Origin of the sequence: Sphingomonas antarctica (genome assembly GCF_965137005.1) — a bacterium.
In the GTDB taxonomy this organism is placed as follows: Bacteria; Pseudomonadota; Alphaproteobacteria; order Sphingomonadales; family Sphingomonadaceae; genus Sphingomonas_O; species Sphingomonas_O antarctica.
Genome location: NZ_CBCRXM010000002.1, coordinates 23,960 through 50,041 on the forward strand (window position 1 = coordinate 23,960; position 26,082 = coordinate 50,041).

Here is a 26,082-nt window from a genome sequence, read left to right on the forward strand (position 1 = left end):
CGCTTGCGGCGGTTGGTGATCGAGACCGCGGGTCCCGCCGCCTCGGTTGCCCTGTTCGACGGCGACAGGCTGGTCGCGTTCCGCCACGAGGAAACGGCGCGCGGCACCGCTGAGCGGCTGATCGGCATCATCGATGCGCTGACACCACGCGAGGTGGGCGAAATCCTGGTCGATGTCGGTCCGGGCAGCTTCACCGGCCTGCGGGTCGGCATCGCCGCTGCTTTGGGCCTGGCGATCGGTTGGGGCATCAAGGTGCAGGGCTATGGCGCGACCGCGTTGGTGGCCGCCCGCGCCTTGGCGCAAGGCGTCGAGGCGCCGCGGTTGCTCGCGGTCAATGAGGGCGGGCACGGCCAGTATTTCGTCCAGCCGTTCGTCACCGATCCACTGCGCGCCGAGGGTATCGCGGCATCGGTTCTGCCTGAAGACCTTGCGATCGAGGGATTCCATATTATTGGCAACGCCGCGCAAAAGTTTGGCGGGATCGCTACGGCGCTCGACGCACGATATGCGCTACACTTGCCCGCCGAACTCCGCAATTTGCCGCCGGTGCCGATTTACGGTCGCGCGCCCGATGCCAAACCTGCGCTCAGCCGCGCCGACGTGCTGCGCGCGTGACCCCGCTCGTGATCCGCGAAGCCAAATCGGATGAAATCGGCGATGTCGTCGACCTGATGAAGCGCGCGTTCGACCCGCGTTTCGGCGAGGCCTGGACGCTGTCGCAATTGGCGGGTGTGCTGGCGATGCCTGGCGCACGGCTGACGGTCGCGAAGCGGCGGCAACGCCTGCTCGGCTTTGCCTTGGTTCGCACTGTCCTCGACGAAAGCGAATTGATGCTGATCGCGGTCGAACCGACGGCGCGGCGCGTTGGCACCGCCGCTGCATTGCTCACCGATATTGAAGAATTTGCGCGCATCGCCGGCGTCAAGAAAATACATCTCGAGGTCCGCGCTGGCAACGAAGCCATTGAATTATATAGCGCGCGCGGATTCATGAAAGCCGGAGATCGGCCGCAATACTATCGCGGACCCGTGGGCGAAGTGTTCGACGCCGAAACCTATGTCTTGGTGCTTTCGTCCCAAGAATAGCGTGACCTTTGCGCCAATACGGATATATATGCGCCCTGCCGCGTTGCCCCCCGACATATCAAATCACAAGGATCACCGATGACCGACGCCAATGAAATCAACGAAACGCTGATCACGCTGACCGCCGACATTGTCGCGGCGCACGTCAGCAACAACAGCGTGTCGGTCAACGACCTCGCGACGCTGATCAGCAATGTGCACGGCGCGCTCGCGGGCCTGTCGGGCGTCAGCCACACCGATGCCGCAGCCGCTCCCGCCGAAAAGCGCCAGCCCGCCGTTTCGGTACGTTCGTCGATCAAGGATGATCACATCGTCTGCCTGTACGACGGCAAGAAGATGAAGATGCTCAAGCGTCACCTGATGACCGATCATGGCGTCACGCCCGCACAGTATCGCGAAGAATTCGGCCTGCAGGCGACTTATCCGATGGTCGCCCCGGCTTATGCCGAACAGCGCCGCACGCTCGCCAAAGCGATCGGTCTGGGCACGAAGCGCAAGCGCAGCAAGTAAGCGCCTTTCCGGGGACGCCTGACTAGGTTAGGCGTCCCTCATGCATCGTCCGATCGACATCGAAGCCCTGTGCGCGGCCAAGGGGTTGCGCATTACCGATCAGCGCCGCGTTATCGCACGAGTGCTCGGCGAATCCGACGATCATCCCGATGTCGAGGCGCTGCACGAGCGCGCATCGGCGATCGACCCGGGCATTTCGATCGCCACGGTCTATCGCACGGTGCGTTTGTTCGAAGAGGCGGGCATACTCGAGCGCCATGAATTCGGAGACGGACGCTCGCGCTATGAAGCCGCCGCCGAGGCGCATCACGACCATCTGATCGACGTCGAAACGGGCAAGATCATCGAATTTGTTGATCCGGAGCTCGAGGCGTTGCAAAAGATGATCGCCGAGAAACTCGGCTTCCGCCTCGTCGATCACCGCATGGAGCTGTATGGCGTCGCCCTCGACCGCAAGGGTTGAGGCGCGCGGCCATGGGCTGATCGGGAGCCTCCGCATCGGCGCGCGCGTCGCCGCCTTGTTGATCGCTTTATTGGTGATGCTGCCGCTGCATTTTATGTGCCGGGTGTTGCACGTGCCGGTATGGATGCCGCGCCATTTCCTGGGCATCGTCGCGTGGATCGCGGGTGCGCGGGTTCAAAAGATCGGCAAGCCGCTGCGGCGCGACGTGGTGTTCATTTCGAACCATGTCAGCTGGATCGATATTCCGGCGATTGCCGGCGCGACCGGTAGCGCATTCGTCTCCAAATCGGAGCTACGTGACGCGCCGGTGGTCGGCTGGCTGTCGACGCTCAACCATACCCTGTTCGTCGAGCGCGATGACCGCATGGGTGTGGCCGAACAGATAGCGCGGCTGCGCGATGCGTTGGCGGAACTTTGGTCGGTGACGATTTTCCCCGAAGGCACGACGACCGACGGCTTCGACCTGTTGCCGTTCAAGGGGGCGTTGCTGGCGGTGCTCGATCCGCCGCCGCCGGGTGTCATGGTCCAGCCGGTGTTCCTCGATTACTGCGCCGCGCCCGATGTGGCGTGGGTCAGGGAAGAACTGGGCCTCGGCAACGCGCTGCGCATTTTTGCGCGAGCCGGCAGTTTCCCGCTGACGATCCGTTTCCTCGAACCGTTCGATCCGGCGACGCTCGGCGGGCGCAAAGCCGTCGCCGCCGAAGCGCGGGCGCGGATCAGCGCGGCAATGGCCTGACTATTTGATCATCACCGCTTCGGGACTGGTCCAGGTCCAAGCGGCAATCTTCCACGCCGCGCCCAGCTTGATCAACGCGAAGGTCATCGACCCGGTTTCGCGCATCGTCATGCCCTTTTGTTGAAACGTGTAGGTCGACGGGAAAATCACATAGGCGTGATCGCCGGTCACGGTTTCGCGGGTGACCGTGCCGATCGCGACGACACCGTTCGTCTTCCCTTCCGCTGCTTCGGACTTGCCCAATGCCGCGATCCAGTCGTCGAACGCCGTTGGCCCGCTCCACACATAAGGCGCAATCGGCTCGTCGAGGATCATCGGCGCGGCGACATGCGTGGTCTTGGCCAGCGGCACATCGCCCTTGTTGAACGCTGCGACCATCGTGCGGATCGGGGCTTCGACCGCCGCATCGGCATAAGCGGCCACGGGTGTCATCAGCGCGACGACTGCAGTCAGTGCGTGAAATCGGTTCATGTCGGTCTCCCCCAAGAGTCGCGGCGAAGGCTAACGCGCGCTCGCCCGCTTGGGAAGAAGTGACGTCTGAGCTATGGGCGCGCCATTATGTCCGCGCCCAAAACCTATCACGTCAAATCCTTCGGTTGCCAGATGAACGTCTATGACGGCGAGCGCATGGGCGAGTTGCTCGCTGCCGACGGCATGACGGCGGTGGGACAGGACGATGCGGATTTGGTCGTGCTCAACACCTGCCACATCCGCGACCGCGCGACGCACCGCGTTTATTCGGAAATTGGTGCGCTGAGGCGCGAGGACGGCAGCAAACCGATGGTCGCGCTGGCTGGTTGCGTCGCGCAGGCCGAAGGCGAGGCGGCGCGCAGCCGCACCAAGGATATCGATATTGTGGTGGGGCCTCAGGCGTATCACCGGTTGGGCGAGCTCGTGACGCAAGCGGCTGCGGGCCGGCGCGCGATCGACACCTCCATGCCCGCCGCGAGCAAATTCGATGCCCTTCCCGCCCGTCGCAAATCGGGGCCGAGCGCGTTCCTGTCGGTGCAGGAAGGCTGCGACAAATTCTGCACCTATTGCGTCGTGCCCTACACGCGCGGTGCCGAGATCAGCCGCCCGTTCGAAGCGGTGATGGACGAGGCGCGCGCGCTGATCGACAGCGGCGCGGTCGAGCTCACTTTGCTCGGCCAGAATGTGAACGCCTGGGGTGATGAGGCGCAGGGGCTGCACCACCTCATCGCCGCGCTCGACAAGCTGCCGGGCCTCGCGCGCATTCGTTATACCACCAGTCATCCCAACGACATGGCGGAGGGGCTGATCGCCGCGCACCGCGATGTCGAAAAACTGATGCCCTATCTGCACCTTCCCGTGCAGTCGGGCAGCGACCGCATTTTAAAGGCGATGAACCGCAGTCATTCGCGCGACAGCTATCTCCGCCTGATCGACCGCGTCCGCGCCGCGCGGCCCGATATCGCGCTGTCGGGCGATTTCATCACCGGCTTCCCGGGCGAAACCGAAGATGATTTCGCGCAGTCGCTGACCATCGTCGACGAAGCCTGTTATTCCGCCGCATTCAGCTTTGCCTATTCGTCACGCCCCGGCACGCCGGCCGCAACGATGCCCGATCATGTCGATCCAGCAACGGGTCTCGAACGACTGCACCGCCTACAAGCCGCGATTGCCGCGCGTCAGCATGCCTTCAACCGCGCCAGCGTCGGCAAGACCTGCCAGATTCTCATCGAACGGCGCGGCAAATTGCCCGGGCAGTGGCTTGGCAAGTCGCCGTGGCTGCAATCGGTGCACGTCATCGGCGATCACGCCATCGGCGATCTGATCGACGTGACCCTGGTCGCCGCCGGGCCGAACAGCCTGACCGGCGAACGGATCCTCGCGAAAGCCGCTTGACGCACGCAGCGGCGATGCCAAGCTGTGCGTTGATGGAATTATCCAAGGCATGAGCCGCAAGCCCGTTCCCGCCCAGGCGGGGGACCGCAGCCGCATCGAAGTCGTGTTCGACCGGCCGCAATTGCTGGGAACCCTGTTCGGGCAATACGACCAGAATCTCGTCGCCATCGAAAACCGGCTCGGTGTGTACATCGCCGCGCGCGGCAACAAATTGCAGATCGAAGGCGAGGCCACGGCGGCGGCGCGCGCCCGCGACGTGCTGACCAGCCTCTACAACCGTATCGTGCAGGGGCATGAGATCGATGCCGGCGCGGTCGATGCGACCATCGCCATGTCCGCCGAACCGGTGCTCGACGGCATCATCCGCCACGAAAGCGACTTGGCCGGCGGCATCATGATCCGCACGCGCAAGAAGACCATTCTGCCACGATCGCAGACGCAGACGCGCTATATGGAAGCGCTGACCAGCCACGATATCATCTTTGCGTTGGGGCCGGCGGGGACGGGCAAGACCTATCTCGCGGTAGCTCAGGCGGTGGCGCAGCTGATCACCGGCAGCGTCCAGCGGCTGATTCTGTCGCGCCCGGCGGTCGAAGCGGGCGAAAAGATCGGCTTCCTGCCCGGCGACATGAAGGAGAAGGTCGATCCGTACCTTCGTCCGCTGTACGATGCGCTGTACGATTGCCTGCCCGCCGAACAGGTCGAGCGTCGCATCGCTTCGGGCGAAATCGAGATCGCGCCGATCGCGTTCATGCGCGGGCGGACGCTGGCGGACAGCTTCATCATCCTCGACGAGGCGCAGAACACCACGCCGATGCAGATGAAGATGTTTCTGACGCGCTTCGGCCAGAACAGCCGGATGGTGGTGTGCGGCGATCCCAACCAGACCGATTTGCCCAGAGGCCAGGAATCGGGCCTGAACGACGGCGTCGCCAAGCTTGAAGGCGTCGAGGGCATCGGCATGGTCCGCTTCGGCATCGGCGATGTCGTGCGCCACCCCGTCGTCGGGCGGATCGTGGAAGCCTATGAAGGGCCGACCCGGGGTGCTTGATGTTGCCGTGGCGCTCGAGGCGCCCTGGCCAAAAGGCGATTGGGAGGAACTGGCGGAGAAAGCGGTGCGCGCGGGCCTCGAACGCACGCCACACGCCGAACTCGCTGATCTCGCCGCGGTGGTGGAAGTGTCGGTGCGGCTGACCTCGGATGCCGAAGTCCAGACGCTCAACCGCCAATACCGGCAGAAAGACCAGCCGACCAATGTGCTGAGTTTTCCGATGGTTCAGCCCGATGTGCTGCCGTCGCTCGCCAATTCGGACGATGGCGAAATCCTGCTCGGCGACATCGCACTGGCGCACGAAACTTGCGCGCGCGAGGCGACAGAACGCGGCGTGACGTTGGAAGCCCATGCCGCGCACCTGATTGTCCACGGCACGCTGCATCTGCTAGGCCACGACCATATGAACGATGCCGAAGCCGAGGCGATGGAGGCGATTGAGCGCGACGCAATGGCGGCGCTCGGCCTGCATGACCCTTACCCGATCGAGGACCAATAATGCCGGAGGGCGATAGTAGCCGCGAAGGGGGCCGGTTGTGGCAGGGGTTGCGCTCGCTGGTGTTCGGCGAAAGCAACGAACCGACGCTGCGCGACCAGATCGAGGAAGCGATCGCCGATCACGAGGACGAACCGGGCGCCGATGAGCCGGGCGACCTGACCCCCGTCGAACGGCAGATGGTCCGCAACCTGCTGCATTTCGGCGAGCGGCGGGTCGACGATGTCGCGGTGCCGCGATCGGACATCATCGCCGTCGACGAGACCATCAGCTTCACCGACCTCGTCAACAAATTCGCCGAAGCCGGGCATAGCCGCCTGCCGGTCTATCGCGACAGCCTCGACCAGATCACCGGCATGATCCACGTCAAGGATGTGCTCGCGCGGCTGGCCACCGGCGACGCGCCCGGGACGATCGAGTCTCTGGTGCGCCAGCCGCTCTACGTCCCCGAATCGATGGGCGTGCTCGATCTGCTCGCCCAGATGCGCGAACACCGCGTTCACCTCGCCATCGTCATCGACGAATATTCGGGCACCGAGGGGCTCGTGACGATCGAGGATCTGGTCGAGGAGATTGTCGGCGATATCGAGGACGAGCATGACGATGCGCCAGAGGCGTTGCTGATCCCGCTCGACGGCGGGTTGTGGGATGCCGATGCCCGTGCCGAACTCGAAGACGTTGCGCGGGAAATCGACCCGCATCTAATCGACGCGGAGGACGATGTGGACACGCTGGGTGGACTCGCCGCGACGCTCGCCGGGCATGTTCCGCAGCCGGGCGAAATCCTGACCCACCCCAGCGGTTGGCGCATCGAAGTGACGGCGGGCGATGCGCGCCGCGTCACGCGCCTGCGACTGCATCCGCCCCCACGCGTTGAAACCGACGCCGCCTGAGGACTTGAAGAACATGCGCTGGTATCACCGTATCCTGATCGTCGTCGCCATTTTGGCGGTCGCGCTGGCCATCGCTTGGTTCGCGCTGACGCGGCCGGATGTTGCCAAGCTGACGCCCGAAGCGGTGTCGGGGGCAAAACCCAATCTGACCGAACCGCGTATCCAGTCGATCCCGACGATCAAGGTGGCCAGCGTCGTCGGCTGGCAAAACGGGGCGATGCCGGTTGCCGCCCAGGGCCTGCAAGTCGGCGCGTTCGCCACCGGGCTCGATCATCCGCGCTGGCTGTACGAATTGCCCAATGGCGATGTTCTGGTCGCCGAAACCAATTCGCCGCCGCGCAAGGCCAGCGGCATCGCCGATATCGTGATGGGCTGGTTGATGAACAAAGCCGGCGCGGGCGTGCCGTCCGCCGATCGGATCAGCCTGCTGCGCGACACCGACGGCGACGGCAAGGCGGACGTGAAGACCGCCTTCATCACCGGCGTCGCCTCCCCGTTCGGCATGGCGCTGGTCGGCGACCGGCTTTACGTCGGCGCACACAACGCGCTGTTGTCTTACCCTTACACCACCGGCGCGACGTCGATCACCGCCAAGCCCGAACAGATCGTCGCCTTGCCCGGCGGCGGTAATCACTGGGCGAAGAACGTCGTCGCCAGCCCCGACGGCAAGTTCCTGTATATCGGTGTCGGATCATCGACCAACATCGCCGAAAAGGGGATGGAGCAAGAGGACAAGCGCGCCGCGATCTGGGAAGTCCCGGTCGGTCAAAAGACCATGCGGATTTACGCCTCGGGGCTGCGCAATCCGGTCGGCATGGCGTGGAATCCGGTCAACGGCCAATTGTGGACGGTGGTCAACGAGCGCGACATGCTCGGCTCCGACCTGGCGCCCGATTATCTGACGATGGTCGATTTCGGCGCGTTCTACGGCTGGCCCTACACCTATTGGGGCGGCAACGTGGACAAGCGCGTCGAGGAACGTCCCGACCTCCAGCAATATACCCGCCGCCCCGATTATGCGCTGGGGCCGCATACCGCCTCGCTCGGCCTCGCCTTCGGATCGCTCGGCGCGTTCCAGAATGGCGCGTTCATCGGCCAGCATGGATCGTGGAACCGCGTGCCGGTGTCGGGGTACAAGGTCGCGTTCGTGCCGTTCGGTGCCAACGGCTATCCGGCCGGCCCGATGCGCGATGTGCTGACCGGTTTCCTGAACAAGGACGGCAAGGCACAGGGGCGTCCGGTCGGCGTGATCGCGCGCAAAAATGGCGGCCTGTTGGTCGCGGACGATGTCGGCAATGTTGTGTGGCGGGTGACGGCGAAATAGCCATCGCCCCGGTGACGCGTTACTTCAGCAACTTGGGCAATTCCGCGCCGAGCACGCTGCGCACCTTGTCCGCGAATAGCGCCAGCATCGGCGGCAGGTCGACGACCGCGTGGACATTCTTGTCCGAAACCGTCGCCGCGCAACGCATTTCCTGACCCAGCGCGGATACGGTAAAATTCATCGTGTCGCCGTCCCAGCTATGCTGCACCGCGCCGCCGCCGGGGATCATCTGCCCGATCTTACCGATGCCGCCGTCGAGCCGTTGACGCACGCCGTCCTTGCCCAATTGATGCGGGATATCGAGCGAGATGGGATCGGACATGCGGGCTATTCCTTCGCGAAAATCATGCTGTCGTCGGCAAACGCCTTGAACTCCAGCGCGTTGCCTGCGGGATCGCGAAAGAACATCGTCGCCTGCTCACCCGGCTGATCCTTGAAGCGGATGTGCGGCGCGATGCCGAATGTCGTCTTCGCCGCTTCCAGCCGTGTGGCCAGCGCCTGCCAATCGGCCATCGTCAGCACCACGCCGAAATGCGGCACGGGTACGTCGTGGCCATCGACCGGATTGCCGCCCGCATCGCCGGTGCGTTGGACAAGGTGCGCTACAAGCTGATGCCCGTAGAGATCGAAGTCGATCCACGTCGCGCTGCTGCGGCCTTCGGCGCAACCGAGCACGTGACCGTAAAAGCGGCGCGCCGCGTCGAGATCGTCGACCGGGAAGGCGAGGTGAAACGGCCTCACTTCTTCGGTTCGACCGCCAGCCGCGCACAATCGTCGAGTTCGGCGCCGTCGATCGCCGGCTCGCGGCCGACCTTGTCGCGTTCGCTGGCAAGCTGTTCCGCGGTCACACCCCCCTGTTGCGCGCGATAGGCGACGACGGGTGCCAGCGCGGCCAGTTCGCGGGTGTTCTCGGTGTCGGGCTCCTCGGCCCTGGCGAGATCGGCGGCGTGGATCATCACCGCCGCACAGCGGGCGAGGCTCAACGGCGGGACCACGACGTGCATACGCGCCACGCAATGCGCGACAACGGGCTGCTTGAGCGGTCCGCCTTTCTGCAACCCCTTGGCCTCGCCGATCAAAAGATCGCGCACCGCCTCGCGCGCGACACCGCGTTCGACCAGCGAGTCGCCAATGCGCGCGGCAAAGCGCGGGCCGTCATCGGACAGCGCGCCGACCTGGCTCCACAAGCCGCCAGCCTGTTCGTGCGCGACGACGGCGAGCACGGCGACGCAGCGCAAATCGTCACGGTCGGTCTGGGCAAGCGGCGCGGGGAGCGCGGCGACGGCGGCGATAAGCAGCGGGATCATTGCGCAACCTTAGCGTTTGGGTCCGGCTTGTCGAAGGGCTATCGGGCCGGGCGTGCCTTATCTGATCGCTCTCGCTGCCGGCCTGATGTCCGCACTCGGCTTCGCGCCGACCGGTTGGTGGTTGCTAAGCTATGCCGGATTTGCCGCATTGCTGATGCTGGTGCAGCAGGCGCAGACTTGGCGCGGCGCGGCTTTGCTCGGTTACGCTTTCGGGTTCGGGCAGTTCGTCGTCGGGCTGAACTGGATCGCGGGCGCGTTCCGGTATCAGGAAACGATGCCCGTCTGGCTGGGCTGGGTCGCGGTGGTGTTATTGTCGGCCTATCTGGCCGTCTATCCAGCGATGATGGCGCTCGCGGCGTGGCGCTTTCGTGCAAAGCCGTCGGCTTATGCGTTGGCGGCAGCGGCGGCTTGGATCGTCGCCGAATGGCTGCGCGCGACCATGTTTACCGGGTTCGCCTGGAATCCCGCTGCGGCAGCACTGGCCGACACGCCCGCGCGCGGGCTGGCGCGGCTGGTCGGGACGTATGGCCTGTCGGGCATCGTCATGCTTGGCGCAGCGGCGCTGGCCGACCGGCGGCGGCTGATCGCGTTTCCGCTCGCGCTCATCGCCACGCTGGGTGGGGGCTGGTTGTTGCTCGGCCGCGATCCGGGACGCAGCGCTACAGTGATCCGCGTCGTCCAGCCCAACATTTCGCAACAGGACAAGCAGGACGAGACGTTCGACGCGATCAATTTCGACAAACTCGAGGCGCTGACCGGGACGCCGGGGCCGCTCCCGCGGCTGATCCTGTGGCCCGAAGCCGCCATTCCCTGGTATCCCGAACTGCAGCCCTGGGCACGGCGGCGCATCGCGATGGTGCTCGGGCCGCGCGACACCGTGTTGTTCGGGGCCGATTCGCTGATCTTCGAAACGGGCGAAATGGTCGCGGCGCGCAACGCGCTGTTCGCGATGGATGCCGCCGGGCGGATCAGCGGGCGCTATGGCAAGGCGCATCTGGTGCCTTATGGCGAATATTTGCCGATGCGACCGGTGCTGTCCGCGATCGGACTTTCGCGGCTGGTCCCCGGCGATATCGATTTCTGGGCCGGGCCCGGACCACGCAGTCTCGATGTGCCGGGCATCGGGCCGGTCGGCGGGCAGATTTGCTACGAGATCATCTTTTCGGGACAGGTGCTCGACGCGACGCACCGCCCGCGCTTTCTGTTCAATCCGTCGAACGACGCGTGGTTCGGCGATTGGGGACCGCCGCAGCACCTCGCCCAGGCGCGATTGCGTGCGGCGGAGGAAGCGATGCCCATCGTCCGCTCGACGCCCACCGGCATTTCGGCAGTGATCGACAGCCGCGGCGCAGTCAATGTCGCGCTGCCGCTGCATCGCGCCGGATATATCCAGACGACGTTGCCCGAGGCGGGAGCTCCAACGCCATTTTCGCGCCTCGGCAATTTTCTACCCCTGCTGTTCGCGCTCACTCTGGCGCTGGGAGCGGTTGCCCTGCGTCGCCGTGAAGCGTAAGGACACATAAAGCTTTCTTTATATCCAACATTGCTGCGGAGACGCCGTTCCTATGCGCGCCAATTACCTGTTCACGTCCGAATCGGTCAGCGAAGGCCATCCGGACAAGGTCGCCGACCAGATTTCGGACGCCATTGTCGACCTGTTCCTGTCGAAAGACCCCGAGGCGCGCATCGCCTGCGAGACGCTGACCACGACACAGCTCGTCGTGCTTGCCGGCGAAATCCGCGGCAAGGGGATCATGGATACCGACGGCAATTGGGCACCGGGCGTACGCGAAGAAGTCGAAAAGGCCGTTCGCGATACCGTGAAAAAGATCGGTTACGAGCAAGACGGCTTCCACTGGGAGACTTTGCGCTTCGAGAATAATCTGCATCCGCAATCGGCGCACATTGCACAGGGCGTCGATGCCTCGGGCAACAAGGACGAAGGCGCGGGCGACCAGGGCATCATGTTCGGTTACGCAGCCAACGACACCCCCGATCTGATGCCGGCCACGCTCGATTACAGCCACAAGATCCTCGCCCAGATGGCCGCCGACCGCCACTCGGGCGCCGCGCCGTTCCTCGAGCCCGATGCCAAGAGCCAGGTCACGCTGCGCTACGAAGGCGCCAAAGCCGTTGCCTGCACCGCCGTCGTCGTCTCGACCCAGCACGGTAAGGGCTATGACCAAGGCGACAAAGAAGCCGAACTCCACGCTTATGTGAAGGCCGTGATCGCGAAGGTCATTCCCGCCGAATTGCTGAGCGACGCGACCGAATATCACATCAACCCGACGGGCAGCTTCGAAATTGGCGGCCCCGACGGCGACGCGGGCCTGACCGGCCGCAAGATCATCGTCGACACTTATGGCGGCGCGGCCCCCCACGGCGGCGGCGCGTTTTCGGGCAAGGACCCGACCAAGGTCGATCGCTCGGCGGCGTATATCACCCGCTACCTCGCCAAGAATATCGTCGCCGCGGGCCTCGCCCAGCGCTGCACGATCCAGCTGGCCTATGCGATCGGCGTGTCGAAGCCGCTGTCGCTGTATGTCGATACGCACGGCACCGGCACCGTGGATGACGACAAGATCGAGGAAGCGATTGGCAAGATCGAGAAGCTCGGCGGCCTGACCCCGCGCGGCATCCGCACGCATTTGCAGCTCAACAAGCCGATCTACGCCCGCACCGCGGCTTACGGCCATTTCGGGCGCAAGGCCGAGGGCGACTTCTTCCCGTGGGAGAAGATCGATCTGGTCGACGACTTGAAAGCCGCTTTGGCTTAAGATGGTGTCGCCGTCTGGCACCATGCGTCGAGCCTGATCTTCTGCTACGACTTGCGCATGGCATATGATCGGCGCTCGTTCATCGCCGCCGCGGCGGCGCTTGGTGCAACGGCAGCTTGGGCGCGGCCCGTTGCTGCGGCTTCGCGGATGCAGTGGACCGAGCGGCGCGATCTTTATGCCGATGGTGTCGCGTCGGGCGATCCCGAACCGACCAGCGTCATCCTGTGGACGCGCCGTCCATTCGAGTCCGGATCGGAGCACCGGCTCACCGCCGAACTCGCCCTCGACGCCGAGTTTACGCGCGTCGTGGCATCGGTTCGCGCACCCGTCCTCGCTGAATCCGACTGGACCTGCCGCGTCCTCGCCGGCGGTCTCAAGCCAGCGACGGTTTATTGGTACCGCTTTGTCGACGATACCGGCGCGGGCAGCCGCGTCGGCCGGACAATCACCGCGCCGCGCGTCACCGACGATCGCCCCGTCCGCTTTGCCTTCGTGTCGTGCAACAGCGTCAACGAGGGCGCGCAAAACGCGTATCGGCGGATGATCTGGGAGGACGCGCGGGCACCCGCCGACGAACGGCTCGGCTTCGTGCTCCATCTCGGCGATTTCATCTACGAAGTCGTCGAATATCCCGAAGACGTGTCGCACCGCTATTCGCGCATCGTCTATGACCTTGGCCACATCCCCGATGGCCGAAAGGTTGGCAATTTCCACGTGCCGACCACGCTGGAGGGCTATCGCCACGTCTATCGCGCGCACATCCGCGACCCCGATATTCAGGACGCGCGCGCCTATTTCCCGTTCGTGTGTATCGGCGACAACCACGAATTCTCGTGGCAGGGCTGGCAGAGCTTCATCCAATATCCCGGCGGCAAGGTCGAACCCGCCCAGCCGCTCCGCGTCGCCGCCAACCAGGCGTGGTGGGAATATATCCCTTCGCGTGTGCGCAAGGCTTCGGGGCCGGAACTCGATGCCTTCGCGCCGCCGAGGGTGGTCGCCGCTCCGATCACAAAGGTCGACGATGACGGCTTTGGTGACGAAGCCAACAACCGCATCGCCATCGGCAGCATGACCGCCTATCGCGCGATGCGGTACGGCAAGCATGTCGATCTGATCCTCACCGATTTGCACAGTTATCGCATGGAAGACCCGACCGGGCGGCCCGAAGCGGCGGCGCTCGATTCGGGCGACTATCCGGTCATCCCGCAGGAGTGGCTGGAGATCGTCGACGGCGGGAAGGACTATGCCGGCGGCAAGCCGCCTGTGACCATCGCGATCGGCGACAAGACCATCCCCAATTTCCGCAAAGACGAGCCCGCCGTCACCGTGCTCGGGCGCGAGCAGAAAGCGTGGCTCAAGGATCGGCTGACCAAATCGGCGGCGACCTGGAAAATCTGGGGCGTGACGAATGGCCCGCTGGACATGCGGACCGATCCCCAAAACCTGCCCGCGGGACTGTTCAAGGCGCCATGGCCGGGGAGGGATTATGGCACGTTTCCCGGCGCCGATTTCAGCGGTGCGTTCGCGGAGCGCCGGGAAATCTACGATCTGGTCCGCGACCGCAAGGTTTCGGGCTTCGTCACCGTTTCGGGCGATCGTCACAGCTTCTGGGCCGGCTATGCCGCGCCCGCACTGCCGCCCGCAGCGTTCGAACCGGTCGGCCTCAGCTTCATCACCGGCTCGATCTCCGCGCCCGGCTTGGGCGAAGCGGTCGAATTCGGTAAACCTTCACCGCGGAGCGGGCTGTATGTGCGCAGACCGGCGGGCGGCGCCCCCGAACACACGATCAACCTCACGGTCAAGCGCGGTGTGCGCGCCGCGCTCGAATATGCGGCGAGCGGCGACATCGCCAAGGCACGGGCGTTGACCAATCCGGACCTCGCGCCGCACGTCGCGTTCGTCGACATGGCCGGACATGGCTATACCGTGGTGACCGCCGGGCGGGACGCGATCGACACCGAATTCGTGTGCATCGTCCGCCCGATCGTGCGTGCGACGACACCCGATGGCGGCCCGCTGCGCTATCGTGTGCGGCACGGCGCGGAGATGTGGCAGCCCGGCGAGCCGCCAAAGCTGCGCCAGCATATCGTCGAAGGCGACGTCAGTCTGTCGATCTGATTGGCATCATGCCTGCTGCTCTCTAGGGACACCGGCATGACCGACCCGCTATCGATTGGCCGCCTCTACGGACGGCGACAGGGGCATAAATTGCGCCAGGGGCAAGCGGCCTTGGTCGACGATTTGTTGCCGCGATTGACGGTACCCGACGGTCCGCTCGATGCACGCATCTTGTTCGGCGACGATCGACCCTTGGAAGTCGAAATCGGATTCGGCGCGGGTGAACATCTCGCCGGGCGGGCCGCGATGACGCCCGATCACGGCTTTATCGGCTGCGAGCCGTTCCTCAACGGCGTGGTCGGCGCGCTGGGCCATATTCGCGATGATGGATTGAGCAATGTCCGCCTGCACATGGGCGATGCGCTCGACGTGTTGCAGCGGTTGCCCGATGCCTCACTCGACCGCGTCTACCTGCTTCACCCCGACCCGTGGCCCAAGGCACGCCACGCGAAGCGGCGTTTCATGAACGCCGGGCCGATCGGGCTGGTCCACCAAAAACTCAAGCCCGGCGGCGAATTTCGCTTCGGCACCGACCACCCGGTCTATGTCGCGCACGCCATGATGGTGATGCGGAACTTGCGGGATCGTTTCGTATGGCACGCCGCAACGCCGCGCGACTTCCTCGAACGCCCCGCCGACTGGCCCGAAACCCGCTATGAGCGCAAAGCGCGTCGGTTGGGCCATGAGGTTTGGTACTTTCGATACCAGCGACGGTAAACCGCCATTTTTGTTTGATTTCAGATGCTTATTGCGAACCCGACTACGCCCGAATTGTCCCTAAAACGCCCCATTTTCCGCTTCCGTGCCGTGCTTCGGCAGGGACAATCAGTCATCAACAATTTCGGAGGCAGGCCTGTGATTTCAGCCGAAGCAATCGGCACCTCTGCACAACACCGTGTACGTGCCGGTCGTTGTTTGGGCCGCCAGATGATACAGATCGCAGCGATGCCCGCTGCCGTGGGCGCGCTATCTAGGTTTGCTATCTTATCTCGGCCAGTGCCTTCACCCTGCTATGCACCAGCTCGGCTCTGCCATCCGGCCCTCTGATGTTTCCATAGAGAAAATTCTCGAAGTCCGGATGTTTTAGAAGCGTTTGGAATTGCTCTGACAGATAATCGCGGACCTCGGCATCTGCCGACTTTACCTCGTTAAAGAGCATTGGTCGTCCGTCCACGACGTTAAGGATGTCTTCCAAATCGTGGCTTCCAAGGGGATCGTTTTCACCCCGGCCCGCGTAAGCTTCGAGCTTGGTCGCCAGAAAGATCGGCGGTGTCAGGTGTCTGATAACCCTTCCGCTGGGTAGGGCGTACTTTACCGCCGTGTAGATGCCTTCCTTGTACCAGCGATTGCTGAACCCCAAGATGTTCGGATCATCTGGCATGAAGTCGACCTTAAGGTCGCCGAGCCGCATTCGGCAGATCACGTCATCTTCCCCCGACACCGTGAAACCCTTCTGGTGCAAAGTTTCCTGAAGCTGCATCCACTGCGCCATTCCGGTCAGGTCGACGATGAGGTCGACATCGTCTGTGGCGCGAACTTCCTGCAATGTGATTTCGTCGGTGATGAGCACTGCAGTCGAGCATCCGCCGACAAACACCATCCGCTGACACAAATCATCGCCCAATGCCTGTGCGACTTTTTCCAGCATTGCGAGCAGTTCACCCTGCAGGCTCATGCGTGTGCCATCCGTTCCTCAAAACTGCGTTGAGCGAGATTTGCTTCGCGCTGATTGCCGGTCCTGATGGCATCGATCAGCGCAAGCAGTTCGTACAGTCGAGCGTCTTTGAGCGCTGCGTCGGGGACAGATTTGAACAATGGCGAGATTGAGAGACCTCTTTGCTTTCCTTCGGGATGAGGCCAGACATAGATGTCGGCGCCAGAGCTTACGATTTTCCCTTCCAGCATAGGTGCGGCAAAGCCTGTGGCGATGCCGCGTTGCGGTGCGCCGGGCTTCGCGGGAAACACGTATTTCAGCCCGTGTTGGACAAGCTCAATGAGATTGCGACGATTTACCTTTGCGCGATCGCCGGACTTTATGGCGAGGTGGGACGTGATACTACGCCGGATTGATGCGCTGATCTCAGTCTTGCTGATACCCAGATCGCTTTCAAGACTTCGCAATGCGAACGGATCTGGCATCGTCGATTCTTCGAGATGACCATGCCCGATCTTGTCTTCCAAGCTCACCAGCTTGAGCAATATGACGATGTCCTGGCTTTTCATATCGACCTTATCTATTCGGCGTCCGTTGTCCTAGGACCGAGGACAGATAGGGTCTCCGTGCTAAATGTGTCAAACGCAAAATCGTCGAGCTCTCTTAGCATGAGCGCCCTAATCAAAACCTGATCTGGTTGGCCGCAGAGTGGCAGCGCCAGCCGCCGACACCGGGCTATCTCCTCAGAAGACAGGCGGACCGCCACCCTCGGTGTCTGCAGATTGGCAGATGCCTAACGCGTATGGAGGGGCAAAGCTACGGTTGGCACTCATCTCCCACGCATTCCAGGCGTGCGGTCGACAATGGCGCTCGAGATACGCATTGTGGCCCGATCGAGGATGGAATGAATGACTGAATCAGCGGGACATCTCTGTGTTACTTCGTCAGCCTTTTGGTGATTGCTGGGTGATTGTTTGGCCAAAAAAAGCTGCCAGAAAAACGCATATTGCCTATTATTAACAAATGGATACGGGACATGATAACTGAGGTTTGGTACCTCCGGTGCCTCCGTCAGTAACGCTCCGGCACGTACATTTCGTCAGGCACCGGCTGGCGCGCATAATCTTCGTGGCGGATGCGTTCGGGCAGGCGCGGCGATTCGCGGACCACATCGCCATAGGGAATTTGCGATAACAGATGCGCGATGGCGTTAAGGCGCGCGCGGCGCTTGTCATCGGCTTCGACCACCCACCACGGCGCTTCGGCGATGTGGGTTTTGGCCAGCATGACTTCCTTGGCCTTGGTATAATCTTCCCAGCGCCGCCGCGCTTCGATGTCCATCGGCGACAGCTTCCATTGTTTCAGCGGGTCGTTGATGCGCATGTTGAAACGGAATTCCTGTTCCTCGTCGCTGATCGAAAACCAGTATTTGAGGACGATGATCCCCGAGCGGACGAGCATGCGTTCGAATTCGGGCGTGGTGCGGAAAAATTCGGCATATTCTTCGTCGGTGCAGAAGCCCATGACGTGTTCGACACCGGCGCGATTATACCAACTGCGGTCGAACAACACGATTTCGCCCGCCGCTGGCAGGTGTGAGATATATCGCTGGAAATACCATTGGCTGCGTTCGCGTTCATTGGGCGCGGGCAGCGCGACGACGCGGCAGACGCGCGGGTTCAGCCGTTGGGTGATGCGTTTGATGACCCCGCCCTTGCCCGCCGAATCGCGCCCTTCGAAGATCACCACGACTTTCAGCCGGCATTGCTGGATCCAGTCCTGCAACTTGACCAGTTCGTGCTGCAGCCGGAACAGTTCGGTGAAATAGGTTTCGCGATCGATCTGAGAATGATGCGCCTGGACATTGTCCTCGATCGGAAATGCGTCGTTCGCGGTCTCACTGACCTCGAGTTCCAGCTCTTCCTCCGCTGTCTCTTCATTCGCGGCAGCGGCGTATTGGTTGGTTTCGTCCATGATGCTCATTTCCGCCCCAAGGTGCGGATTGGCGCGGCAATATGTCAAGTTCGTGACAGCCTTGCGCGGATGGAGCGCATCGCGCAGGGCGACGGGTGATGGCGCTGCACTCCGTCTCCGACCGGACCGACGCGCGCCGGGCGATCGTCGATATCGGCTCGAACTCGCTGCGGCTGGTGATTTACGCCGCGCCGTCGCGCGTGCCGGTGATCCTGTACAATGAAAAGGTCGCGGTCGGGCTAGGGCGCAACCTTGCCGCCACGGGCATGATCGGCGACGATAATTTTGCCGCCGGCGTCGCCGCCTGCCGCCGGTTTGCCGCGGTGTTGAAAGCCGCTGGCGTGCATGACGTGACAACGGTCGCAACTGCGGCGGCGCGCGATGCCAGCGACGGCCCCGACTTTTTGCATGCGGTGCGAGCGACGGGCCTCGAACCCCAATTGCTGGGCGGCAAGGAGGAAGCCATCGCCTCCGCCATGGGGGTGCGCTCGGCCTTTCCGCGCGCGCAGGGCCTTGCCGGCGATATCGGCGGGGGCAGTCTCGAACTGGTCGATCTGGCGAATGGCGCGCTCGACCGGCCGGCCAGCTTTCCGTTGGGAACGCTGCGCCTGCCCGCCTTGCGCGGCAAGAACGGCCGGCTCGACGCCAAGACGATCCGGCGGATGCTGAACGAGGGCGGCTGGCCCGAACAGACGGCGCCAACCGACTATTATTCGGTTGGCGGGACCGGCCGCGCGCTGGCGGCGCTCGATCTGCACTTGCTCGATGTTCGCGTGCCGCTGGTGCACGGGCATATCATTCCCGCCGATCGGCTGTCGTTGCTGCGCGAAGCGATCGCCGCGCGTGAGACGGCCGAGTTGCGGCGTATCCCCGGCATCGCCAGCGCGCGCGTGCCGATGCTCGACGATCTGGCGGCGCTGTTCGAAGTGCTGGCGGCGCATCTTGGCCTCGCCAATTTCGTGATCTCGGGTTTCGGCTTGCGGGAAGGTTTGTTGTTCCAAGCACTGACGCCCGACGTGCAAGAACTCGACCCGCTGATCGAAGGCGCACGCGGGTGGCAGCAGCGCTCGGGACGGCCGGGTTGGGACGGTGCGGCCGTTGCCGAGTGGATCGCGCCGCTGTTCGCCGGCGAAAGCCGTTGCGAGGCGGCGATCCGCACCGCCGCCTGCCTGGTCAGCGGCGGCGGGCTGGAAGAAGAATCAGAAGCACGCGCCGAACACGCCATCGACGTCGCCCTGCTCAGCCCGTGGATCGGCATCGATGCGCGTGGACGCGAATTGCTGGCGCAGGCGCTGTACACCGCGTGGGGCGGCAAGGGGCGGCCCGACGCGCTGCAGACGACACATGCGCTGGCGATGCGTTGGGGTGAAGCGATCCGCCTGGCCGAGCGCCTCGGCGCCAATCACACCGCGCCATTGGCCTGTGCGTGGCTGTCACGCACGGACGACAAGCTGGTCCTGACGCTCAAGCGCGCGGATGAGGCGCTGTATGGTGACGTCGTTCGCAAACAGCACCGCACTCTCGCCACGGCCTTTGGCAGCGAAGCGTCGCTCAAACTGGCCTAGTTCGCACTGAGGCGGATCAGCCGGCCGCCCGACCCTTTTTCGCCGTCTTCCAATACCCAGATCGCGCCATCGGGCGCCTGCGCCACGTCCCGGATACGCGTATCCATCGCAAATTGTTCGGCAGCACGCGCCGTGTCGCCGCTAAGCTCGACGCGGATCAGCGCTTCGCCCGACAATGCGGCGACGAACATCGATCCGCGCCATGCGGGCCACATCGCGCCCGAATAAATCATCATTCCGCCCGGCGAGATCGACGGGTTCCACCATGCCTTCGGCGCCATGAAACCGTCGCCAACTTTATGAGCGGGGATTGCGCTGCCATCGTAATTGTCGCCGTTCGACGCTTTGGGCCAGCCGTAATTGCCGCCCCGCGTGATCAGATTGACCTCGTCGCCGCCCTTCGGCCCCATCTCGACCTCCCACAAGCGTCCAGCAGAATCGAAGGCGAGGCCATAGGGATTGCGATGGCCGGTCGACCAGGTTTCGGCCGGGGTCGTCGGATGCCCGGCGGCCTGCCGCGCCGGTGCCGACGCCGCGAGCCCGGTATTCTTTGGCGGGTCGATGACTGCCACAGTGGCCGGGGCGATCTTGCCGGCCCACGGATTGCCCGCCGCTGGCTTACCATCGAGCGTCAGATGCATGATCTTGCCCAGCGCCTGATCGGGATCCTGCGCCGGGATGAATCGCTGACGCTCACCCGATGACAGAAACAGCGACTTACCGTCAGGCGCGAAGGCGATGTTCGCGCCGAATTGACCTCCCTTGCCCGCAGAGCCTGAGCGCCAGATCACGGTTAGGCCTGCGAGCATGGCTTGCGGCGGACAAGGTGCGCGGATGCACTGCACCTGATGCTGCACCAATGTCGCGCGCGCGAGGGCCAGTTGCGAATTGTCCGGACTGCCCTCGGCATAGCTCAGGTAAATCATGCCGCTCTGGGCGAAATCGGGCGCTATCGCGACGTCGAGCAAGCCGCCTTGCCCACCCGATGCCACCGCCGGCACGCCCGCGACATCGGTGATCCCGCCGTCCGGCATGCGCAGCTTCACATGCCCCGCTTTTTCGGTGACGAGCACCGCACCGCCCGGGAGGAAAGCCATCGCAAACGGCGCGTCGAACTTGGCCAGCTCCTGCTGATGGAATGGCGGCTGTACCGGCGTCAGATTGGCGCGACCGTCGTTCGAAACCGGCGCGGCGGCCGTGCATGCCGCCAGCGCAACGACGGAAATCGGCAACAGCGTCAGCCGATTACGGGTGCCAGCAACGTATTGGCGCGTGGCCCGTCCCATTCCAGTCCGCCGACGATCCGCCATACTTCCTTGCCTTTCGCGTCATACAGGACCGACGTCGGCAGCACGCCCGACGCATAAGCGGCGCTGAGCACGGTCTTCGGATCGGTATAAAGCTGTAACGCGGAGAATGACTTTTCGTCCCAATAGGCCGCCGGGTCGGACGCGGTCAGATCGTCCTGGCTGACCGTCAGGATCGTCAGCCGTCCCGCCGCCTTGACCGCCAGCCGATCGAGCGACGGCAATTCGCGGACGCACGGCCCACACCACGTCGCCCACAGATTGACGAGCACCGGAGTGCCGCGGAAACCACCGATGCGCACCGGCTTATTCTGTGAGTCGCGGAATGCCGCCACGGGCGCATCCTCGCCGCGATGGGTCATGTCGAGCTTTCCGGCGAGTTCGATCTCGGGCGTCGGCTGCGCGGCAGCCGCAGCGTTGGCTTGCGGTGCGTCCTCCGTCTTCCTATCGCAGGCGGCCAGGGCAACGAGCAGAGCAAGGGGGGCAAATAGGCGCATGACGAAAGCCTCCGATCCGATGTGGGGCGGGCGGTTCGACGAGGCCCCCGACGCCGTGATGCGCGCGATAAATGCGTCCTTGCCCTTCGACAAGGTCATGTGGCGACAGGATATCGCTGCGTCGCGCGCACACGCCGAGATGCTGGCCGCGCAGGGCATCGTCAGTGCGGTGGATGTCGCCGCCATCGACGCGGGGCTCGCGCAACTCGCCGAGGAGTTCGAGCGCGACGGTCCGCCCGACGGTGATGACGAAGACATTCACATGGCGGTCGAGGCGCGGCTGACCGCGCTGATCGGCCCCGCCGCCGGTCGTCTGCACACCGCGCGCAGTCGCAACGATCAGGTCGCGACCGATTTCCGGCTGTGGGTGCGCGACGCGATAGATCGCGCCTCGGCGGCGATAGGCGCGATGCGCGCGGCATTGCTCGACCGCGCGGAACAGCATGCCGATGCGGTGATGCCCGGCTTCACCCATCTGCAAAGCGCGCAGCCCGTAACGCTGGGGCATCACCTGATGGCATGGCTCGAGATGCTGGTGCGCGACGCCTCCCGTTTCACCGATGCACGGGCACGAGCGAACCAGTCTCCACTGGGCAGTGCCGCGCTGGCCGGGACGGGCTTTCCCGTTGACCGGCACGCAACCGCGCAGGCGCTGGGCTTCGATGGCCCGACTGCCAATTCGCTCGACAGCGTCAGCGACCGCGATTTCGCCATCGAATTCCTCACCGCCGCGACGCAGTGTGCTTTGCACCTTTCCCGTATGGCCGAGGAAATCGTCATCTGGGCGTCGCAGCCGTTCGGTTTCGTCGATTTGCCCGATCGCTGGTCGACGGGCAGTTCGATCATGCCGCAAAAGCGCAATCCCGACGCCGCCGAACTGGTCCGCGGGCATAGCGGACGGATCATGGGCTGCCTGACCGCGCTGATGGTGACGATGAAGGGCCTGCCGCTGGCCTATTCAAAGGATATGCAGGACGACAAGGAGCCGGTGTTCGAAGCGGCGGGGATGCTCCAGGTCTCGCTCGCGGCGATGACCGGCATGGTCCGCGAACTGACGTTCCGCACCGACCGGATGCGCACGCTGGCGGAAAGTGGGTTCGCCACGGCCACCGACCTCGCCGACTGGCTGGTGCGCGAGGCCGATGTGCCGTTCCGCGAGGCGCATCATATCGTCGGACGCGCAGTAAAGTTGGCGGAGGAGCGCGGCTGCGGGCTGCCCGAACTGCCGCTCGCCGACCTGCAGTCGATCGACGCGCGCATCGACGACCGGGTGTTCGATGTGCTGACGATCGACGCTTCGGTCGCCAGCCGCACGAGTCATGGCGGGACCGCGCCGGTGCGCGTAAGGGAGGCCATCGCTGCCGCCCGCGCCGCGCTGGAGTCGTCAAAGTGAAGTTTGCCGTTGCCGCCACTTTGTTACTGCTCGCGGGCTGCGGGTCGCGTCAGGAGTTGCGCCCGAAGGACGGCGCGAGCCTGCCGCCCAAACCCTATGCCGTCGCGACCGATCCGACGGCGGTCGAGCTGCAGACCCCCGACAACCAGTCGCGACCAGGTCGCAGCGAAGATCTGCTCAACCGGTCGCAGGAACGGCGCGACGACAAGTTCGACCTGCCCCCGCCCGGCTGATGGATCATTTTCAGTACCGAAACGGCATCCTCCATGCCGAGGATGTGCCTTTGCCTGCGATTGCCGCGGCTGTCGCATCGCCGGTCTATGTCTATTCGCGCGCCACGCTGGAACGGCACGCGCGGGTGTTTCAGGATGCGCTGAAGCCCGCGGGCGACGTCGAGGTGGCGTTCGCGGTCAAGGCGAATCCCAACCTCGCGGTGCTGCGCGTTCTCGCCAACGCCGGGATGGGTGCCGACGTCGTGTCGGGCGGCGAATTGCGTCGCGCGCTCGCGGCGGGCGTGGGGCGTGACCGGATCGTGTTTTCGGGCGTCGGCAAAACCGATGCCGAACTGGCGCTGGGGCTCGAGGAGAATATCGGCCAGTTCAACATCGAGTCCGAAGAGGAAGGCATCGAGCTGTCGGCCATCGCGGCGTCAAAGGGCGCGACGGCTTATTGCACCCTGCGCGTAAACCCGGATGTCGATGCGGGCACACACGCCAAAATCTCCACCGGCAAGGCCGAAAACAAGTTCGGCGTCCCCATCGACCGGGCTCCTGCCATTTATGCGCGTCTCGCGGCATTGCCGGGCCTGAGGCTGCGCGGCGTCGCGGTGCATATCGGCAGTATGATCGCCGATCTCGCGCCGATGGCGGCCGCGATCATGCGGATGGGCGAATTGGTCGGCGCGCTGCGCGGCAACGGCCATGTCGTGACGCATGTCGATCTCGGCGGCGGATTGGGCGTGCGGTATCGCCCCGATGATGCACCGCCGACCCCGACCGATTACGGGGCGATGGTGGCGCGCGCGACCAAGGGCTGGGGTGTCCGGCTGATGTTCGAGCCGGGGCGCGTCATCGTCGGCAATGCCGGTGTGCTGTTGACCAAGGTCATTCGCGTCAAGCCCGGCGCGACGCATCCGTTCGTGGTCGTCGATGCGGCGATGAACGATCTGGCGCGGCCCGCATTGTACGACGCCTATCATCACTTCGAACCGGTGATCGAGACCAACACGACATTCACGGCGAACATCGTCGGCCCGGTGTGCGAATCGGGCGACACCTTTGCCATGGCGCGCGATTGCGGCGTTGTTGGTGCCGGCGATCTGGCGGTGTTTCGCACCGCGGGTGCCTATGGCGCGACGATGGCGTCGACGTACAACAGCCGCGATCTGGTTCCCGAAGTGCTGGTCGATGGCAGCCGCCATGCCGTAGTCGCCGACCGCATCCCCGCCGCGACCGTCATGGGTGCGGAGCGCGTGCCCGACTGGTTAGGCTGAGACGATCGTCCAGACGAAGGCCAACGCGCTGCACGTCAGCCCGACGAGCAATATGCGATAGGCATAGCCAAGCAATCGGTACTTCTTGCGCGCCAGCACGGTGCCGTTTTGATAGATGTCGCTCGCCATCGTGCGAAAAACCGCTTCGTCGGTGCCCAGCACGTCGATCACGCGATCCACATAATCGTCCTGTTCGAGCCGCGCGAACGATCCAAAGAACAGCAGATTGACCGGCCCGGTCTGGCGCACGCGCGTCGCGGGCAGGATCGCCAGGACGGCGAACACTGCCGAGAAAAAGGCGAACCCGCCAAGGATCAGGATCGGCAGCGCGGCGCGACCGTTATGCGCCTGGCCGATCGCAATGGTGAAGATGACGAACGTCGCGCCCATCAGGATCGACGCCTTTTGATCGGCCATCTGGCTCAACTGGACGTGGATTTGCTGCGACGTGCGCACCATGTGGATCGCGTTCGCCGAAAATCTTCGCGGATCTTGCGTATTGCCCCCATCGCTCATGAAGGTGGTCTTGCATGCCGCCCGAATGCGGACAAGTGTTCGGTGTTAAGCCTTATTCCGGAAGAATGATGACGGCCGGTTTGCGGGGGTCGCAGACCGCATACCGGCCGCCATCGTCATGGCCCGCGGCTACGCAGGCCAGACACGGTTCAGGCGAGCACGTTATTCGGGCTGCGACGGCGCGCGGCGGCACCGGCCGCCCCCGTCATGCCCAGCCCGACGATCAACATCGCCCATGACGCGGGTTCTGGAACCGCGCCGAAACTCACCGAATTCACTGTAAAATTGCCTGTCGCTGCCTTGTACGAACAAGACAGGAAACAGGTTTGGCGGACAAAATCGAACGTCCCGCCTCCTGTTGCCGCTTTATGGACAAAGCCATAACCGGGGCCAGGCAGTCCGCCCGGGAGCGTATTATCCGTCGAAAAGAAACCGGCGGGCAGCACCGCGTTGAAGCTGAACTGCCCGGTGCGATAATTGCTGTAGACACCGCCATCGAAGGTAAAGCCGTGGAACGCGCCAGACAGGCCGTCGGGCGCTCCGTCGGTCAGTTGAAGGGTCGAATCGAGTGCCAGCCCCTGAAAAACGGGTGCCAAAGGCAAGAAATCATGGGTCGGATTGCCGATGCTGATTTCGGATTTCGACTCATACAGCCATTCGCCATGCGGGTCGTCGAACGCGCCGCTCGCCGCGACGGGCAGGTAAGGGCTGTTGGTGTCGTACGTCAGGCGAAAGCGGATTATCGCACCGGTCAGGTCGCCCGCGGTGCCGAACACAGTGCCGGGGATGAAATGCTCCATGTAACCGCCTGGGCCATTGGTTACGTCGTCCAATTCGTTGCCGCCGTCGCTACCCGAAGTGATCTTGCCGGTGACGGTGAGCACGGCCAGCTTGGCGTGCGCGGGTGCCGCAAAAGACAAGGCCAGTGGCAAAGTGGCGATACAGAGGCTGATCTTACGCGACATCATGGCTGACTTCCTGAACTGATGGTCGCCGGTACGATCGCTGTTCGCATGCAATAAGGTGCAGCGTCGCGCGCATCGGATGTGCAATGGTGT

General features: G+C 64.0%; 29 protein-coding genes. 18 read left to right on the plus strand and 11 right to left on the minus strand.

Going from position 1 to position 26,082, the window contains the following annotated elements; translation table 11 throughout:
- Positions 1–15 precede the first annotated feature (15 nt).
- The 5 genes from tsaB (at position 16) to ACM9ME_RS02185 (ending at position 2,794) form a co-directional block, all read left to right on the plus strand.
- Entirely contained in the window at positions 16–615 is a 600-nt protein-coding gene (tsaB, locus tag ACM9ME_RS02165; RefSeq protein ID WP_415641788.1) for a tRNA (adenosine(37)-N6)-threonylcarbamoyltransferase complex dimerization subunit type 1 TsaB, read from the plus strand.
- Positions 612–1,085, plus strand: coding sequence for a GNAT family N-acetyltransferase (locus tag ACM9ME_RS02170; RefSeq protein WP_415641789.1), 474 nt, complete (start codon positions 612–614; stop codon positions 1,083–1,085). The genes tsaB and ACM9ME_RS02170 overlap by 4 nt, the downstream gene beginning before the upstream one ends.
- A gap of 78 nt (positions 1,086–1,163) precedes the next feature.
- Complete coding sequence (locus tag ACM9ME_RS02175) at positions 1,164–1,595, plus strand: Ros/MucR family transcriptional regulator (protein WP_415641790.1); 432 nt, start codon at positions 1,164–1,166, stop codon at positions 1,593–1,595.
- 40 nt (positions 1,596–1,635) lie between these two features.
- On the plus strand, positions 1,636–2,058 hold the full coding sequence (locus tag ACM9ME_RS02180) for a Fur family transcriptional regulator (protein WP_415641791.1): 423 nt from the start codon (positions 1,636–1,638) through the stop codon (positions 2,056–2,058).
- Positions 2,030–2,794 (plus strand): lysophospholipid acyltransferase family protein, encoded by a 765-nt coding sequence (locus ACM9ME_RS02185; protein ID WP_415641792.1) that lies wholly within the window; start codon positions 2,030–2,032, stop codon positions 2,792–2,794. Before ACM9ME_RS02180 ends, ACM9ME_RS02185 begins: the two co-directional genes overlap by 29 nt.
- Here the strand turns inward: ACM9ME_RS02185 and ACM9ME_RS02190 are convergent, their stop codons facing one another.
- A complete protein-coding gene (locus ACM9ME_RS02190) occupies positions 2,795–3,265 on the minus strand; it encodes a hypothetical protein (protein ID WP_415641793.1) in 471 nt (156 codons plus the stop codon). It lies immediately after the preceding gene.
- 87 nt (positions 3,266–3,352) lie between these two features.
- Here ACM9ME_RS02190 and miaB point away from each other — a divergent pair, with 87 nt between their 5' ends.
- Genes miaB through ACM9ME_RS02215 form a run of 5 tightly spaced genes read left to right on the plus strand, consistent with a single transcriptional unit; the run spans position 3,353 to position 8,424 of the window.
- Positions 3,353–4,660: a tRNA (N6-isopentenyl adenosine(37)-C2)-methylthiotransferase MiaB gene (miaB, locus tag ACM9ME_RS02195; protein ID WP_415641794.1), complete on the plus strand. Its 1,308-nt coding sequence runs from the start codon at positions 3,353–3,355 to the stop codon at positions 4,658–4,660.
- 49 nt (positions 4,661–4,709) lie between these two features.
- Complete coding sequence (locus tag ACM9ME_RS02200) at positions 4,710–5,711, plus strand: PhoH family protein (RefSeq protein ID WP_415641795.1); 1,002 nt, start codon at positions 4,710–4,712, stop codon at positions 5,709–5,711.
- The gene (gene ybeY, locus ACM9ME_RS02205) at positions 5,704–6,210 is read left to right on the plus strand and encodes an rRNA maturation RNase YbeY (protein ID WP_415642088.1); all 507 of its coding nucleotides are present in this window, start codon (positions 5,704–5,706) and stop codon (positions 6,208–6,210) included. Before ACM9ME_RS02200 ends, ybeY begins: the two co-directional genes overlap by 8 nt.
- Positions 6,210–7,100, plus strand: coding sequence for a hemolysin family protein (locus ACM9ME_RS02210; RefSeq protein WP_415641796.1), 891 nt, complete (start codon positions 6,210–6,212; stop codon positions 7,098–7,100). Before ybeY ends, ACM9ME_RS02210 begins: the two co-directional genes overlap by 1 nt.
- Positions 7,101–7,113: 13 nt before the next feature.
- Entirely contained in the window at positions 7,114–8,424 is a 1,311-nt protein-coding gene (locus tag ACM9ME_RS02215; RefSeq protein WP_415641797.1) for a PQQ-dependent sugar dehydrogenase, read from the plus strand.
- Positions 8,425–8,443: 19 nt separating this feature from the next.
- On the opposite strand, the gene ACM9ME_RS02220 is transcribed toward ACM9ME_RS02215, so the two are convergent.
- The 3 genes from ACM9ME_RS02220 to ACM9ME_RS02230 are packed head-to-tail and all read right to left on the minus strand — an operon-like array spanning position 8,444 to position 9,731.
- Positions 8,444–8,746 carry a polyhydroxyalkanoic acid system family protein gene (locus ACM9ME_RS02220; RefSeq protein ID WP_415641798.1) on the minus strand — a complete coding sequence of 101 codons (303 nt, stop codon included), beginning with the start codon at positions 8,744–8,746 and terminating at the stop codon, positions 8,444–8,446.
- 5 nt (positions 8,747–8,751) lie between these two features.
- On the minus strand, positions 8,752–9,165 hold the full coding sequence (locus tag ACM9ME_RS02225; protein ID WP_415641799.1) for a VOC family protein: 414 nt from the start codon (positions 9,163–9,165) through the stop codon (positions 8,752–8,754).
- Complete coding sequence (locus tag ACM9ME_RS02230; protein ID WP_415641800.1) at positions 9,162–9,731, minus strand: hypothetical protein; 570 nt, start codon at positions 9,729–9,731, stop codon at positions 9,162–9,164. The genes ACM9ME_RS02225 and ACM9ME_RS02230 overlap by 4 nt, the downstream gene beginning before the upstream one ends.
- A 52-nt stretch (positions 9,732–9,783) precedes the next feature.
- On the opposite strand from ACM9ME_RS02230, the gene lnt reads away from it, so the two are divergent.
- From lnt to trmB, 4 genes are read left to right on the plus strand one after another with little or no spacing between them, the layout of a single operon-like run.
- A complete protein-coding gene (lnt, locus tag ACM9ME_RS02235) occupies positions 9,784–11,244 on the plus strand; it encodes an apolipoprotein N-acyltransferase (RefSeq protein ID WP_415641801.1) in 1,461 nt (486 codons plus the stop codon).
- A gap of 52 nt (positions 11,245–11,296) precedes the next feature.
- Positions 11,297–12,508, plus strand: a complete 1,212-nt coding sequence (gene metK / locus ACM9ME_RS02240; RefSeq protein WP_415641802.1) for a methionine adenosyltransferase — start codon at positions 11,297–11,299, stop codon at positions 12,506–12,508.
- Positions 12,509–12,565: 57 nt separating this feature from the next.
- Positions 12,566–14,626, plus strand: a complete 2,061-nt coding sequence (locus ACM9ME_RS02245) for an alkaline phosphatase D family protein (protein ID WP_415641803.1) — start codon at positions 12,566–12,568, stop codon at positions 14,624–14,626.
- Between the two features lie 36 nt (positions 14,627–14,662).
- On the plus strand, positions 14,663–15,343 hold the full coding sequence (trmB, locus tag ACM9ME_RS02250; protein WP_415641804.1) for a tRNA (guanine(46)-N(7))-methyltransferase TrmB: 681 nt from the start codon (positions 14,663–14,665) through the stop codon (positions 15,341–15,343).
- 262 nt (positions 15,344–15,605) lie between these two features.
- On the opposite strand, the gene ACM9ME_RS02255 is transcribed toward trmB, so the two are convergent.
- The 3 genes from ACM9ME_RS02255 to ppk2 all read right to left on the minus strand — a co-directional run bounded on the left by ACM9ME_RS02255 (position 15,606) and on the right by ppk2 (position 18,263).
- Positions 15,606–16,301 carry a hypothetical protein gene (locus ACM9ME_RS02255; protein WP_415641805.1) on the minus strand — a complete coding sequence of 232 codons (696 nt, stop codon included), beginning with the start codon at positions 16,299–16,301 and terminating at the stop codon, positions 15,606–15,608.
- Positions 16,298–16,849 (minus strand): hypothetical protein, encoded by a 552-nt coding sequence (locus ACM9ME_RS02260; protein WP_415641806.1) that lies wholly within the window; start codon positions 16,847–16,849, stop codon positions 16,298–16,300. The genes ACM9ME_RS02255 and ACM9ME_RS02260 overlap by 4 nt, the downstream gene beginning before the upstream one ends.
- Before the next feature lie 502 nt (positions 16,850–17,351).
- Complete coding sequence (gene ppk2, locus ACM9ME_RS02265; RefSeq protein WP_415641807.1) at positions 17,352–18,263, minus strand: polyphosphate kinase 2; 912 nt, start codon at positions 18,261–18,263, stop codon at positions 17,352–17,354.
- A gap of 89 nt (positions 18,264–18,352) precedes the next feature.
- Between ppk2 and ACM9ME_RS02270 the strand changes: the two genes are divergently transcribed.
- Positions 18,353–19,819 (plus strand): Ppx/GppA phosphatase family protein, encoded by a 1,467-nt coding sequence (locus ACM9ME_RS02270; protein ID WP_415641808.1) that lies wholly within the window; start codon positions 18,353–18,355, stop codon positions 19,817–19,819.
- Here the strand turns inward: ACM9ME_RS02270 and ACM9ME_RS02275 are convergent.
- Complete coding sequence (locus tag ACM9ME_RS02275; RefSeq protein WP_415642089.1) at positions 19,816–21,054, minus strand: PQQ-dependent sugar dehydrogenase; 1,239 nt, start codon at positions 21,052–21,054, stop codon at positions 19,816–19,818. The two genes, ACM9ME_RS02270 and ACM9ME_RS02275, sit on opposite strands and share 4 nt — an antisense overlap.
- 2 nt (positions 21,055–21,056) lie before the next feature.
- Positions 21,057–21,623, minus strand: coding sequence for a TlpA family protein disulfide reductase (locus ACM9ME_RS02280; protein ID WP_415641809.1), 567 nt, complete (start codon positions 21,621–21,623; stop codon positions 21,057–21,059).
- On the opposite strand from ACM9ME_RS02280, the gene argH reads away from it, so the two are divergent.
- Genes argH through lysA form a run of 3 tightly spaced genes read left to right on the plus strand, consistent with a single transcriptional unit; the run spans position 21,622 to position 24,508 of the window.
- Positions 21,622–23,016 (plus strand): argininosuccinate lyase, encoded by a 1,395-nt coding sequence (argH, locus tag ACM9ME_RS02285; RefSeq protein ID WP_415641810.1) that lies wholly within the window; start codon positions 21,622–21,624, stop codon positions 23,014–23,016. The two genes, ACM9ME_RS02280 and argH, sit on opposite strands and share 2 nt — an antisense overlap.
- Positions 23,013–23,249 (plus strand): hypothetical protein, encoded by a 237-nt coding sequence (locus ACM9ME_RS02290; RefSeq protein WP_415641811.1) that lies wholly within the window; start codon positions 23,013–23,015, stop codon positions 23,247–23,249. Before argH ends, ACM9ME_RS02290 begins: the two co-directional genes overlap by 4 nt.
- Positions 23,249–24,508: a diaminopimelate decarboxylase gene (gene lysA / locus ACM9ME_RS02295; RefSeq protein WP_415641812.1), complete on the plus strand. Its 1,260-nt coding sequence runs from the start codon at positions 23,249–23,251 to the stop codon at positions 24,506–24,508. The genes ACM9ME_RS02290 and lysA overlap by 1 nt, the downstream gene beginning before the upstream one ends.
- On the opposite strand, the gene ACM9ME_RS02300 is transcribed toward lysA, so the two are convergent.
- Both ACM9ME_RS02300 and ACM9ME_RS02305 read right to left on the minus strand, forming a co-directional pair.
- The gene (locus tag ACM9ME_RS02300; protein ID WP_415641813.1) at positions 24,500–25,024 is read right to left on the minus strand and encodes a Pycsar system effector family protein; all 525 of its coding nucleotides are present in this window, start codon (positions 25,022–25,024) and stop codon (positions 24,500–24,502) included. The two genes, lysA and ACM9ME_RS02300, sit on opposite strands and share 9 nt — an antisense overlap.
- Positions 25,025–25,173: 149 nt before the next feature.
- Complete coding sequence (locus ACM9ME_RS02305; RefSeq protein ID WP_415641814.1) at positions 25,174–25,992, minus strand: PEP-CTERM sorting domain-containing protein; 819 nt, start codon at positions 25,990–25,992, stop codon at positions 25,174–25,176.
- Between the last annotated feature and the right edge of the window lie 90 nt (positions 25,993–26,082).